The 16,983-nt window shown below is 40.4% G+C and carries 1 protein-coding gene; it reads left to right on the top strand.

Annotated elements, in window-relative coordinates:
* Positions 1-299 precede the first annotated feature (299 nt).
* Complete coding sequence (locus tag H0I30_RS07610; RefSeq protein ID WP_218771274.1) at positions 300-16,967, top strand: gliding motility-associated C-terminal domain-containing protein; 16,668 nt, start codon at positions 300-302, stop codon at positions 16,965-16,967.
* Positions 16,968-16,983 lie beyond the last annotated feature (16 nt).

The following is a 16,983-nucleotide window of genomic DNA, read 5'->3' as shown; positions in this document are numbered from 1 at the left end:
ATTCCCTGTAAAGGTTTAAAAATAGTAGGAATTAGTTTTTTTATAAGTTGGTTTGATTAAAAAGTCTTAAACATTAGTTTAAGACTTTTTTTTAAACGTTAAAAAAAGCATAAAATTTTGTTTTTTTTTGTTATATTTGGTAGTAAATTACAGGTTGTTTTTAAAAAAATAGATTAGAGAGTACTAAAATAAGTAATTATTTATTTTAGTTTTTTAAACCAAAAAGTATTATTTATCGTATTTATTATAGTGTAATGCAAAGCACTGTTAGAGGTTATTATAATTTAAATTGCGTTTTTATGAAAAAAAATTACATTTATTCTTCGAAGAATGTAGTGCCTATGTTTTTTGTTTTTTTATTCGCTACTATATTTTCTTATGGTAGCCCTATAGATCCTATTAAAGTTACAAACGCTAATTGGTGGGAAGGGTATTTCGATAGGTTAATACCAAACACACCATCAGTAAATACTTCTTTAAGAAGTTATTCTTCGGCAATGTTTGCTGCACCTACTATAGATTTAAATAGTAATACTTCTGGTAATAATCACGATTTTCAAGTTCAGCCAGTGTATTTTTCTATTTACGGAACAAGTGTTTCTCCTATTGTAACATCAGATGGAAATGAAATTACTTCTGCGACTATAAGTTTAAGTGGAGTAGTTGATGAGTTTGAATTGATATATATAAATAACGCAGAATTTACCGACGGGGCTGCAGGAGCCCCATATGAGTATAGATTTACTACCCCAAATGAAACACATACCCATACATATAGTGGTGTTCAATTAACATTAACGAGAACAAATAGTTCTTTTTCTGTCGTTAGATCTGGCGGAGGAAATATACCTAATAGTGTTTTTTTAGAATTATTAAATGATTTTAACTACGGGAATGATAATGATGGAGTAAATAATTCACCTGTATACACGGATGGTATAAGAACCATGGATGTTACGGTGACAGATACATCAGGTGATACAGCTAGTGCTCAAACAATAATTAGGGTGTTTACAACACTGCCAACAGTTATAGATGATACAAACTCAGTAGCCGCTAATAATACAGGTACTATTTCTGGTGATGTATTAATCAATGATTCAACAACAAATGCGCCATTACTAGTAGATGATATTAATTTATATCAATCTTCTGTAGGTGTTGCTTATACAACTCTTTATGGTAGTATAATAATACAGCCAGATGGTAGTTATATATATGATGTTGATGAAACAAATACAACGGTTACTGGTTTAAAAGATACAGAAACAATACAAGATATTTTTTCATATACAGCAATTGATAATTTAGGGATTACAGATACAGGTATTCTTTCTATAGATATTAATGGGGTTACAGAGCCACCAGTAGCTGAAGATAATTTTGATACTATTACCGTAGATGTTAACAATACAATTAACGGAAACGTGATTACAGATGATGGTCCTGATGGTGCAGATGCTATTGATAGAGGATTGTCGCATTTAATTTGGGAAGATGAATTTATCGATGGTGAAATAGTTACTGGAAAATCTAAGACTATTAATGCTACAGATTTAGATTTTACAACAGAAGATATTAGTAGTATTGGTACAACAGATGATCAAAAGGTATTCACTACTGCTCAAAACGGTGGCCATACTGGGTATTTGTATTTCAATATAGATCCAGCAACAAATATACCTGGTGCAACTACAGATTTGGTTATCGATTTTGATAAACCAGTATTTAACTTGGGTTTTTTATTAGTAGATATTGATTATTCACAAGGAGATACCTGGCAAGATCAAATAAGAATAGAAGGAACAACAGCCGCAGGTGCTGTTATCTCTTCTTTTAATTATATAACAACAGAAGATGTTATTGCTACAGGGAACCCTACTTTTTACGGAACAGGGTCAGCACCAACAACAGAAGCTACAGGAAATATAAATGTTTTCTTTACAGAACCAATAGAAAAATTAAGACTAAGTTATGGGTATGGACCAGCTGTAACAGCAGTTGATCCAGGATTTCAAATAGCAGGTGTTTCAGATATATATTGGCAAGATGAGGCATCTGTTTCTGTAATTACTTTAGAAGGTAATTTAGTTCCGCCAGGAGGCTTGGTTTATGCAGGAACCTATGGTACAATAACAATAAACCCTAATGGTACATATACGTACGTTTTAGATACAGGTAATCCTGCGGTTAGTAGTTTATTAGTAGGACAAACATTAACAGAAACGTTTAATTACTTAATATCAGATACATTTACATCAGATGATGCTAACTTGATTATAACAATTAATGGTAGTGCTTGTACAGTTTCTGCAGCTTCTAGTACAGAAACGGTATGTATAAACACAATTTTAACAAATATTACTCATAGTACAGCAGGTGCTACAGGTATTTCTAATAACGGTGTTTCGGGAGCAAATGGTTTACCAGCAGGAGTAAGTGCTTCATGGGCTTCCGATGAAATAACTATTAGCGGTACACCAACTGCATCAGGAACTTTTAACTATAGTATTGAGTTAACAGGTGGTTGTAATCCTGCGGTTAATGCTACAGGAACGATAACGGTAACACCAAACAATACAGCAGCCGCGGCAAGTACAATGCCAACGTTATGTATTGATACAGCATTAACAGATATTACGATTGCAACTAGTGGAGCTACAGGTATCGGAGCAGCAACAGATTTACCAGCAGGAGTAACCGCTTCTTGGTCATCAGATGTTATTACAATAACAGGAACTCCAACAGCATCAGGAATATTTAACTATAGTATTCCATTAACAGGAGGCTGTGGAACAGTAAACGCTACAGGAACGATAACGGTAACACCAAACAATACAGCAGCCGGGGCAAGTACAACGCCAACGTTATGTATTGATACAGCATTAACAGATATTACGATTGCAACTAGTGGAGCTACAGGTATCGGAGCAGCAACAGATTTACCAGCAGGAGTAACCGCTTCTTGGTCATCAGATGTTATTACAATAACAGGAACTCCAACAGCATCAGGAATATTTAACTATAGTATTCCATTAACAGGAGGCTGTGGAACAGTAAACGCTACAGGAACGATAACGGTAACACCAAACAATACAGCAGCCGGGGCAAGTACAACGCCAACGTTATGTATTGATACAGCATTAACAGATATTACGATTGCAACTAGTGGAGCTACAGGTATCGGAGCAGCAACAGATTTACCAGCAGGAGTAACCGCTTCTTGGTCATCAGATGTTATTACAATAACAGGAACTCCAACAGCATCAGGAATATTTAACTATAGTATTCCATTAACAGGAGGCTGTGGAACAGTAAACGCTACAGGAACGATAACGGTAACACCAAACAATACAGCAGCCGGGGCAAGTACAACGCCAACGTTATGTATTGATACAGCATTGACAGATATTACGATTGCAACTAGTGGAGCTACAGGTATCGGAGCAGCAACAGATTTACCAGCAGGAGTAACCGCTTCTTGGTCATCAGATGTTATTACAATAACAGGAACTCCAACAGCATCAGGAATATTTAACTATAGTATTCCATTAACAGGAGGCTGTGGAACAGTAAACGCTACAGGAACGATAACGGTAACACCAAACAATACAGCAGCCGGGGCAAGTACAACGCCAACGTTATGTATTGATACAGCATTGACAGATATTACGATTGCAACTAGTGGAGCTACAGGTATCGGAGCAGCAACAGATTTACCAGCAGGAGTAACCGCTTCTTGGTCATCAGATGTTATTACAATAACAGGAACTCCAACAGCATCAGGAATATTTAACTATAGTATTCCATTAACAGGAGGCTGTGGAACAGTAAACGCTACAGGAACGATAACGGTAACACCAAACAATACAGCAGCCGGGGCAAGTACAACGCCAACGTTATGTATTGATACAGCATTAACAGATATTACGATTGCAACTAGTGGAGCTACAGGTATCGGAGCAGCAACAGATTTACCAGCAGGAGTAACCGCTTCTTGGTCATCAGATGTTATTACAATAACAGGAACTCCAACAGCATCAGGAATATTTAACTATAGTATTCCATTAACAGGAGGCTGTGGAACAGTAAACGCTACAGGAACGATAACGGTAACACCAAACAATACAGCAGCCGGGGCAAGTACAACGCCAACGTTATGTATTGATACAGCATTAACAGATATTACGATTGCAACTAGTGGAGCTACAGGTATCGGAGCAGCAACAGATTTACCAGCAGGAGTAACCGCTTCTTGGTCATCAGATGTTATTACAATAACAGGAACTCCAACAGCATCAGGAATATTTAACTATAGTATTCCATTAACAGGAGGCTGTGGAACAGTAAACGCTACAGGAACGATAACGGTAACACCAAACAATACAGCAGCCGGGGCAAGTACAACGCCAACGTTATGTATTGATACAGCATTAACAGATATTACGATTGCAACTAGTGGAGCTACAGGTATCGGAGCAGCAACAGATTTACCAGCAGGAGTAACCGCTTCTTGGTCATCAGATGTTATTACAATAACAGGAACTCCAACAGCATCAGGAATATTTAACTATAGTATTCCATTAACAGGAGGCTGTGGAACAGTAAACGCTACAGGAACGATAACGGTAACACCAAACAATACAGCAGCCGGGGCAAGTACAACGCCAACGTTATGTATTGATACAGCATTAACAGATATTACGATTGCAACTAGTGGAGCTACAGGTATCGGAGCAGCAACAGATTTACCAGCAGGAGTAACCGCTTCTTGGTCATCAGATGTTATTACAATAACAGGAACTCCAACAGCATCAGGAATATTTAACTATAGTATTCCATTAACAGGAGGCTGTGGAACAGTAAACGCTACAGGAACGATAACGGTAACACCAAACAATACAGCAGCCGGGGCAAGTACAACGCCAACGTTATGTATTGATACAGCATTAACAGATATTACGATTGCAACTAGTGGAGCTACAGGTATCGGAGCAGCAACAGATTTACCAGCAGGAGTAACCGCTTCTTGGTCATCAGATGTTATTACAATAACAGGAACTCCAACAGCATCAGGAATATTTAACTATAGTATTCCATTAACAGGAGGCTGTGGAACAGTAAACGCTACAGGAACGATAACGGTAACACCAAACAATACAGCAGCCGGGGCAAGTACAACGCCAACGTTATGTATTGATACAGCATTAACAGATATTACGATTGCAACTAGTGGAGCTACAGGTATCGGAGCAGCAACAGATTTACCAGCAGGAGTAACCGCTTCTTGGTCATCAGATGTTATTACAATAACAGGAACTCCAACAGCATCAGGAATATTTAACTATAGTATTCCATTAACAGGAGGCTGTGGAACAGTAAACGCTACAGGAACGATAACGATAACACCAAACAATACAGCAGCCGGGGCAAGTACAACGCCAACGTTATGTATTGATACAGCATTGACAGATATTACGATTGCAACTAGTGGAGCTACAGGTATCGGAGCAGCAACAGATTTACCAGCAGGAGTAACCGCTTCTTGGTCATCAGATGTTATTACAATTACAGGAACTCCAACAGCATCAGGAATATTTAACTATAGTATTCCATTAACAGGAGGCTGTGGAACAGTAAACGCTACAGGAACGATAACGGTAACACCAAACAATACAGCAGCCGGGGCAAGTACAACGCCAACGTTATGTATTGATACAGCATTAACAGATATTACGATTGCAACTAGTGGAGCTACAGGTATCGGAGCAGCAACAGATTTACCAGCAGGAGTAACCGCTTCTTGGTCATCAGATGTTATTACAATAACAGGAACTCCAACAGCATCAGGAATATTTAACTATAGTATTCCATTAACAGGAGGCTGTGGAACAGTAAACGCTACAGGAACGATAACGGTAACACCAAACAATACAGCAGCCGGGGCAAGTACAACGCCAACGTTATGTATTGATACAGCATTAACAGATATTACGATTGCAACTAGTGGAGCTACAGGTATCGGAGCAGCAACAGATTTACCAGCAGGAGTAACCGCTTCTTGGTCATCAGATGTTATTACAATAACAGGAACTCCAACAGCATCAGGAATATTTAACTATAGTATTCCATTAACAGGAGGCTGTGGAACAGTAAACGCTACAGGAACGATAACGGTAACACCAAACAATACAGCAGCCGGGGCAAGTACAACGCCAACGTTATGTATTGATACAGCATTGACAGATATTACGATTGCAACTAGTGGAGCTACAGGTATCGGAGCAGCAACAGATTTACCAGCAGGAGTAACCGCTTCTTGGTCATCAGATGTTATTACAATTACAGGAACTCCAACAGCATCAGGAATATTTAACTATAGTATTCCATTAACAGGAGGCTGTGGAACAGTAAACGCTACAGGAACGATAACGGTAACACCAAACAATACAGCAGCCGGGGCAAGTACAACGCCAACGTTATGTATTGATACAGCATTAACAGATATTACGATTGCAACTAGTGGAGCTACAGGTATCGGAGCAGCAACAGATTTACCAGCAGGAGTAACCGCTTCTTGGTCATCAGATGTTATTACAATAACAGGAACTCCAACAGCATCAGGAATATTTAACTATAGTATTCCATTAACAGGAGGCTGTGGAACAGTAAACGCTACAGGAACGATAACGGTAACACCAAACAATACAGCAGCCGGGGCAAGTACAACGCCAACGTTATGTATTGATACAGCATTAACAGATATTACGATTGCAACTAGTGGAGCTACAGGTATCGGAGCAGCAACAGATTTACCAGCAGGAGTAACCGCTTCTTGGTCATCAGATGTTATTACAATTACAGGAACTCCAACAGTATCAGGAATATTTAACTATAGTATTCCATTAACGGGAGGCTGTGGAACAGTAAACGCTACAGGAACGATAACGGTAAATGCCTTAGACGATGCAAGTTTTAATTATAACGCAGCATCTTATTGTCAGACTGGAGTAGACCCAACACCAACTATTGGAGGATTAGCTGGTGGAACATTTACTAGCTCACCAGCAGGCTTAAATATAAAGCCCGGTAATGGTGGTATTGATTTAGATGTATCAACACCGGGTACATATACAGTGACTTATACCACATCAGGAGCTTGTCCTAATAGTTCGGACGTATCAGTAACTATTAATGATTTAGAACATTCTAGTTTTAATTATAGCACAGGAGCATATTGCGCAGATGCAACAGATCCAACACCTACAATAACGGGAGATACTGGAGGTAATTTTACAAGTACAGTAGGACTTATAATTAATGCTTCTTCAGGAGTAATTGATGTTAGTGCATCAACACCAGGAGCATATACCGTAACATATATTACAACAGGTCCTTGTCCCGATAGTTCAGATGTATCAGTAACAATTAATTCTGTTCCAAATGCTCCTGGTATAACAGGAGATAATCTTCTTTGTAATGGGGAAATGACTACTTTATCAACAACAGCGATTGGGACTATCGTTTGGAGTTCTGACACTCCTGGAGTCGCTTCAATTAACACTAGTACAGGAGAAGTTTCTGCTGTTTCTGCAGGTACAACGAATATTACTTACACAGTAACAGACGGAAACGGTTGTTCTACTGAATCTTCATCATTTACAATTACAGTTAGTTGTATCGATGCGGTAGTAGATGATTTCACAGCAACCCCAGTAGATGGAGCAGCAGGAGGAACCTCAGGCGATGTGACCGCAAACGATACTTTAAACGGAGTAGCAGTTGTAGATTCAGAAATCAATATCACCTTAGATAACGATGACGGATCAGGAATCACAATAGATGGCAACGGAAACGTTGTTGTACCAGCAGGTACAGATTCAGGAAACTACACATTAACGTATACTATTTGTGAGATAGCAGTACCAAGTAACTGTGATACAACCACTGTAGATGTAATTGTAAACGGAACAATCGATGCGGTAGTAGATGATTTCACAGCAACCCCAGTAGATGGAGCAGCAGGAGGAACCTCAGGCGATGTGACCGCAAACGATACTTTAAACGGAGTAGCAGTTGTAGATTCAGAAATCAATATCACCTTAGATAACGATGACGGATCAGGAATCACAATAGATGGCAACGGAAACGTTGTTGTACCAGCAGGTACAGATTCAGGAAACTACACATTAACGTATACTATTTGTGAGATAGCAGTACCAAGTAACTGTGATACAACCACTGTAGATGTAATTGTAAACGGAACAATCGATGCGGTAGTAGATGATTTCACAGCAACCCCAGTAGATGGAGCAGCAGGAGGAACCTCAGGCGATGTGACCGCAAACGATACTTTAAACGGAGTAGCAGTTGTAGATTCAGAAATCAATATCACCTTAGATAACGATGACGGATCAGGAATCACAATAGATGGCAACGGAAACGTTGTTGTACCAGCAGGTACAGATTCAGGAAACTATACATTAACGTATACTATTTGTGAGATAGCAGTACCAAGTAACTGTGATACAACCACTGTAGATGTAATTGTAAACGGAACAATCGATGCGGTAGTAGATGATTTCACAGCAACCCCAGTAGATGGAGCAGCAGGAGGAACCTCAGGCGATGTGACCGCAAACGATACTTTAAACGGAGTAGCAGTTGTAGATTCAGAAATCAATATCACCTTAGATAACGATGACGGATCAGGAATCACAATAGATGGCAACGGAAACGTTGTTGTACCAGCAGGTACAGATTCAGGAAACTACACATTAACGTATACTATTTGTGAGATAGCAGTACCAAGTAACTGTGATACAACCACTGTAGATGTAATTGTAAACGGAACAATCGATGCGGTAGTAGATGATTTCACAGCAACCCCAGTAGATGGAGCAGCAGGAGGAACCTCAGGCGATGTGACCGCAAACGATACTTTAAACGGAGTAGCAGTTGTAGATTCAGAAATCAATATCACCTTAGATAACGATGACGGATCAGGAATCACAATAGATGGCAACGGAAACGTTGTTGTACCAGCAGGTACAGATTCAGGAAACTATACATTAACGTATACTATTTGTGAGATAGCAGTACCAAGTAACTGTGATACAACCACTGTAGATGTAATTGTAAACGGAACAATCGATGCGGTAGTAGATGATTTCACAGCAACCCCAGTAGATGGAGCAGCAGGAGGAACCTCAGGCGATGTGACCGCAAACGATACTTTAAACGGAGTAGCAGTTGTAGATTCAGAAATCAATATCACCTTAGATAACGATGACGGATCAGGAATCACAATAGATGGCAACGGAAACGTTGTTGTACCAGCAGGTACAGATTCAGGAAACTACACATTAACGTATACTATTTGTGAGATAGCAGTACCAAGTAACTGTGATACAACCACTGTAGATGTAATTGTAAACGGAACAACCGATGCGGTAGTAGATGATTTCACAGCAACCCCAGTAGATGGAGCAGCAGGAGGAACCTCAGGCGATGTGACCGCAAACGATACTTTAAACGGAGTAGCAGTTGTAGATTCAGAAATCAATATCACCTTAGATAACGATGACGGATCAGGAATCACAATAGATGGCAACGGAAACGTTGTTGTACCAGCAGGTACAGATTCAGGAAACTATACATTAACGTATACTATTTGTGAGATAGCAGTACCAAGTAACTGTGATACAACCACTGTAGATGTAATTGTAAACGGAACAATCGATGCGGTAGTAGATGATTTCACAGCAACCCCAGTAGATGGAGCAGCAGGAGGAACCTCAGGCGATGTGACCGCAAACGATACTTTAAACGGAGTAGCAGTTGTAGATTCAGAAATCAATATCACCTTAGATAACGATGACGGATCAGGAATCACAATAGATGGCAACGGAAACGTTGTTGTACCAGCAGGTACAGATTCAGGAAACTACACATTAACGTATACTATTTGTGAGATAGCAGTACCAAGTAACTGTGATACAACCACTGTAGATGTAATTGTAAACGGAACAATCGATGCGGTAGTAGATGATTTCACAGCAACCCCAGTAGATGGAGCAGCAGGAGGAACCTCAGGCGATGTGACCGCAAACGATACTTTAAACGGAGTAGCAGTTGTAGATTCAGAAATCAATATCACCTTAGATAACGATGACGGATCAGGAATCACAATAGATGGCAACGGAAACGTTGTTGTACCAGCAGGTACAGATTCAGGAAACTACACATTAACGTATACTATTTGTGAGATAGCAGTACCAAGTAACTGTGATACAACCACTGTAGATGTAATTGTAAACGGAACAATCGATGCGGTAGTAGATGATTTCACAGCAACCCCAGTAGATGGAGCAGCAGGAGGAACCTCAGGCGATGTGACCGCAAACGATACTTTAAACGGAGTAGCAGTTGTAGATTCAGAAATCAATATCACCTTAGATAACGATGACGGATCAGGAATCACAATAGATGGCAACGGAAACGTTGTTGTACCAGCAGGTACAGATTCAGGAAACTATACATTAACGTATACTATTTGTGAGATAGCAGTACCAAGTAACTGTGATACAACCACTGTAGATGTAATTGTAAACGGAACAATCGATGCGGTAGTAGATGATTTCACAGCAACCCCAGTAGATGGAGCAGCAGGAGGAACCTCAGGCGATGTGACCGCAAACGATACTTTAAACGGAGTAGCAGTTGTAGATTCAGAAATCAATATCACCTTAGATAACGATGACGGATCAGGAATCACAATAGATGGCAACGGAAACGTTGTTGTACCAGCAGGTACAGATTCAGGAAACTACACATTAACGTATACTATTTGTGAGATAGCAGTACCAAGTAACTGTGATACAACCACTGTAGATGTAATTGTAAACGGAACAATCGATGCGGTAGTAGATGATTTCACAGCAACCCCAGTAGATGGAGCAGCAGGAGGAACCTCAGGCGATGTGACCGTAAACGATACTTTAAACGGAGTAGCAGTTGTAGATTCAGAAATCAATATCACCTTAGATAACGATGACGGATCAGGAATCACAATAGATGGCAACGGAAACGTTGTTGTACCAGCAGGTACAGATTCAGGAAACTATACATTAACGTATACTATTTGTGAGATAGCAGTACCAAGTAACTGTGATACAACCACTGTAGATGTAATTGTAAACGGAACAATCGATGCGGTAGTAGATGATTTCACAGCAACCCCAGTAGATGGAGCAGCAGGAGGAACCTCAGGCGATGTGACCGCAAACGATACTTTAAACGGAGTAGCAGTTGTAGATTCAGAAATCAATATCACCTTAGATAACGATGACGGATCAGGAATCACAATAGATGGCAACGGAAACGTTGTTGTACCAGCAGGTACAGATTCAGGAAACTATACATTAACGTATACTATTTGTGAGATAGCAGTACCAAGTAACTGTGATACAACCACTGTAGATGTAATTGTAAACGGAACAATCGATGCGGTAGTAGATGATTTCACAGCAACCCCAGTAGATGGAGCAGCAGGAGGAACCTCAGGCGATGTGACCGCAAACGATACTTTAAACGGAGTAGCAGTTGTAGATTCAGAAATCAATATCACCTTAGATAACGATGACGGATCAGGAATCACAATAGATGGCAACGGAAACGTTGTTGTACCAGCAGGTACAGATTCAGGAAACTACACATTAACGTATACTATTTGTGAGATAGCAGTACCAAGTAACTGTGATACAACCACTGTAGATGTAATTGTAAACGGAACAATCGATGCGGTAGTAGATGATTTCACAGCAACCCCAGTAGATGGAGCAGCAGGAGGAACCTCAGGCGATGTGACCGCAAACGATACTTTAAACGGAGTAGCAGTTGTAGATTCAGAAATCAATATCACCTTAGATAACGATGACGGATCAGGAATCACAATAGATGGCAACGGAAACGTTGTTGTACCAGCAGGTACAGATTCAGGAAACTACACATTAACGTATACTATTTGTGAGATAGCAGTACCAAGTAACTGTGATACAACCACTGTAGATGTAATTGTAAACGGAACAATCGATGCGGTAGTAGATGATTTCACAGCAACCCCAGTAGATGGAGCAGCAGGAGGAACCTCAGGCGATGTGACCGCAAACGATACTTTAAACGGAGTAGCAGTTGTAGATTCAGAAATCAATATCACCTTAGATAACGATGACGGATCAGGAATCACAATAGATGGCAACGGAAACGTTGTTGTACCAGCAGGTACAGATTCAGGAAACTATACATTAACGTATACTATTTGTGAGATAGCAGTACCAAGTAACTGTGATACAACCACTGTAGATGTAATTGTAAACGGAACAATCGATGCGGTAGTAGATGATTTCACAGCAACCCCAGTAGATGGAGCAGCAGGAGGAACCTCAGGCGATGTGACCGCAAACGATACTTTAAACGGAGTAGCAGTTGTAGATTCAGAAATCAATATCACCTTAGATAACGATGACGGATCAGGAATCACAATAGATGGCAACGGAAACGTTGTTGTACCAGCAGGTACAGATTCAGGAAACTACACATTAACGTATACTATTTGTGAGATAGCAGTACCAAGTAACTGTGATACAACCACTGTAGATGTAATTGTAAACGGAACAATCGATGCGGTAGTAGATGATTTCACAGCAACCCCAGTAGATGGAGCAGCAGGAGGAACCTCAGGCGATGTGACCGTAAACGATACTTTAAACGGAGTAGCAGTTGTAGATTCAGAAATCAATATCACCTTAGATAACGATGACGGATCAGGAATCACAATAGATGGCAACGGAAACGTTGTTGTACCAGCAGGTACAGATTCAGGAAACTATACATTAACGTATACTATTTGTGAGATAGCAGTACCAAGTAACTGTGATACAACCACTGTAGATGTAATTGTAAACGGAACAATCGATGCGGTAGTAGATGATTTCACAGCAACCCCAGTAGATGGAGCAGCAGGAGGAACCTCAGGCGATGTGACCGCAAACGATACTTTAAACGGAGTAGCAGTTGTAGATTCAGAAATCAATATCACCTTAGATAACGATGACGGATCAGGAATCACAATAGATGGCAACGGAAACGTTGTTGTACCAGCAGGTACAGATTCAGGAAACTATACATTAACGTATACTATTTGTGAGATAGCAGTACCAAGTAACTGTGATACAACCACTGTAGATGTAATTGTAAACGGAACAATCGATGCGGTAGTAGATGATTTCACAGCAACCCCAGTAGATGGAGCAGCAGGAGGAACCTCAGGCGATGTGACCGCAAACGATACTTTAAACGGAGTAGCAGTTGTAGATTCAGAAATCAATATCACCTTAGATAACGATGACGGATCAGGAATCACAATAGATGGCAACGGAAACGTTGTTGTACCAGCAGGTACAGATTCAGGAAACTACACATTAACGTATACTATTTGTGAGATAGCAGTACCAAGTAACTGTGATACAACCACTGTAGATGTAATTGTAAACGGAACAATCGATGCGGTAGTAGATGATTTCACAGCAACCTCAGTAGATGGAGCAGCAGGAGGAACCTCAGGCGATGTGACCGCAAACGATACTTTAAACGGAGTAGCAGTTGTAGATTCAGAAATCAATATCACCTTAGATAACGATGACGGATCAGGAATCACAATAGATGGCAACGGAAACGTTGTTGTACCAGCAGGTACAGATTCAGGAAACTATACATTAACGTATACTATTTGTGAGATAGCAGTACCAAGTAACTGTGATACAACCACTGTAGATGTAATTGTAAACGGAACAATCGATGCGGTAGTAGATGATTTCACAGCAACCCCAGTAGATGGAGCAGCAGGAGGAACCTCAGGCGATGTGACCGCAAACGATACTTTAAACGGAGTAGCAGTTGTAGATTCAGAAATCAATATCACCTTAGATAACGATGACGGATCAGGAATCACAATAGATGGCAACGGAAACGTTGTTGTACCAGCAGGTACAGATTCAGGAAACTATACATTAACGTATACTATTTGTGAGATAGCAGTACCAAGTAACTGTGATACAACCACTGTAGATGTAACTGTAAACGGAACAATCGATGCGGTAGTAGATGATTTCACAGCAACCCCAGTAGATGGAGCAGCAGGAGGAACCTCAGGCGATGTGACCGCAAACGATACTTTAAACGGAGTAGCAGTTGTAGATTCAGAAATCAATATCACCTTAGATAACGATGACGGATCAGGAATCACAATAGATGGCAACGGAAACGTTGTTGTACCAGCAGGTACAGATTCAGGAAACTATACATTAACGTATACTATTTGTGAGATAGCAGTACCAAGTAACTGTGATACAACCACTGTAGATGTAACTGTAAACGGAACAATCGATGCGGTAGTAGATGATTTCACAGCAACCCCAGTAGATGGAGCAGCAGGAGGAACCTCAGGCGATGTCACCGCAAACGATACTTTAAACGGAGTAGCAGTTGTAGATTCAGAAATCAATATCACCTTAGATAACGATGACGGATCAGGAATCACAATAGATGGCAACGGAAACGTTGTTGTACCAGCAGGTACAGGTTCAGGAAACTATACATTAACGTATACTATTTGTGAGATAGCAGTACCAAGTAACTGTGATACAACCACTGTAGATGTAATTGTAAACGGAACAATCGATGCGGTAGTAGATGATTTCACAGCAACCCCAGTAGATGGAGCAGCAGGAGGAACCTCAGGCGATGTCACCGCAAACGATACTTTAAACGGAGTAGCAGTTGTAGATTCAGAAATCAATATCACCTTAGATAACGATGACGGATCAGGAATCACAATAGATGGCAACGGAAACGTTGTTGTACCAGCAGGTACAGATTCAGGAAACTACACATTAACGTATACTATTTGTGAGATAGCAGTACCAAGTAACTGTGATACAACCACTGTAGATGTAATTGTGTTTTTAGACACTGATGGAGATGGAATTGTAGATGCAGATGATATAGATGATGACAACGATGGTATACCAGATGCAGCAGAAGGAAATGGCGATACCGACGGAGATGGAGTACCAGATAGTTTAGATTTAGATAGTGATAATGACGGAATTTTAGATGTTGATGAAGGCGGAAACGGTGATTTAGATACTAATAGCGACGGAGTTATCGATACAAATGATGGCGCATCAGGAGCCGATACAAATGGTGATGGTCAAGCAGACGCATCAGTAGATGCAGATGAAGAACCAGATACCGATGGCGATGGTGTACCAGATTATCAAGATTTAGATAGCGATAACGACGGAATCAATGATGTTATAGAAGATGATAATATCGATGCTAATAACGACGGAATTGCAGACGGAATAGATGCCGATGGCGATGGAATCGTAGATAGTGCAGATGCAGATGATGCAAACTTCGGAGAAGGTAATGGAGGAGAACCTGATAATACGGACAGCGATGGCGATGGCGTTCCAGATTACCAAGATTTAGATAGTGACGACGACGGAATCAATGATGTTGTAGAAGGCGGAAATGATGATTCAGATGCTAATGGAGACGGAATTGTTGATGGAGATGATAGTGATGGCGATGGAATTTTAGACGAAGTAGATGATGACAACGGAAACTTTGGAGATGCAGGAAACACAGACGTAAACGATACCGATCCAACAGATCCAACCGATGGCGGAAACGGAACAGTCGGTGATAGTGGAACCGATGCAGATGGCGATGGAATTGCAGATAGTGTAGATGGTGATGATGCCAACTTCGGAGATGCAATCGACACTGATGGCGATGGAATTGTAGATGCAGATGATATAGATGATGACAACGATGGTATACCAGATGCATTAGAAGGAAACGACGATACAGACGGCGATGGCGTACCAGATAGTTTAGATTTAGACTCGGATAACGATGGGATTTTAGATGTTGATGAAGGCGGAAACGCTGATTTAGATACTAATGGCGACGGAGTTATCGATACCAATGATGGCGCATCAGGAGCCGATACAAATGGTGATGGTCAAGCAGACGCATCAGTAGATGCAGATGAAGAGCCAGATACCGATGGCGATGGTGTACCAGATTATCAAGATTTAGATAGCGATAACGACGGAATCAATGATGTTATAGAAGATGATAATATCGATGCTAATAACGACGGAATTGCAGACGGAATAGATGCCGATGGCGATGGAATCGTAGATAGTGCAGATGCAGACGATGCTAACTTCGGAGAAGGTAATGGAGGAGAGCCTGATAATACCGACAGTGATGGCGATGGCGTTCCAGATTACCAAGATTTAGATAGTGACGATGACGGAATCAATGATGTTGTAGAAGGCGGAAATGATGATTCAGATGCTAACGGAGACGGAATTGTTGATGGAGATGATAGTGATGGCGATGGAATTTTAGACGAAGTAGATGATGACAACGGAAACTTTGGAGATGCAGGAAACACAGACGTAAACGATACCGATCCAACTGATCCAACCGATGGCGGAAACGGAACAGTAGGTGATAGTGGAACCGATGCCGATGGCGATGGAATTGCAGATAGTGTAGATGGTGATGATGGTGTTTTTGGAGATGCAGAAGCATGTATAAAAATATTTAATGAATTTACACCTAATGGTGATGGAAATAATGATGTTTTTGTAATCGATTGTATAGAGAATTACCCTAACAATAGCTTAGAGATTTATAACAGATGGGGAAACACTGTTTATAAAGCTTCAGGTTACAATAATACTGATGTTTCATTCAAAGGAATATCTAACGGTAGGGTGACAATAAATGAAGAAGGTAAGTTACCTGTTGGAACTTATTTTTATGTGTTAGATCTTGGAGATGGTTCTGAACCTACATCTGGATGGTTATATATAAATAGATAAAATAATTAAATCGTAA

The organism is Tenacibaculum sp. AHE14PA (assembly GCF_019278465.1).
In the GTDB taxonomy this organism is placed as follows: domain Bacteria; phylum Bacteroidota; class Bacteroidia; order Flavobacteriales; family Flavobacteriaceae; genus Polaribacter; species Polaribacter bernardetii.
The sequence above is the reverse complement of the archived record's forward strand: the minus strand, read 5'-3'. Positions and strand labels throughout refer to the sequence as shown.

Excerpts from the sequence above, each read along its gene's own strand:
- H0I30_RS07610 (WP_218771274.1), top strand. The coding sequence starts at position 300 with ATGAAAAAAAATTACATTTATTCTTCGAAGAATGTAGTGCCTATGTTT.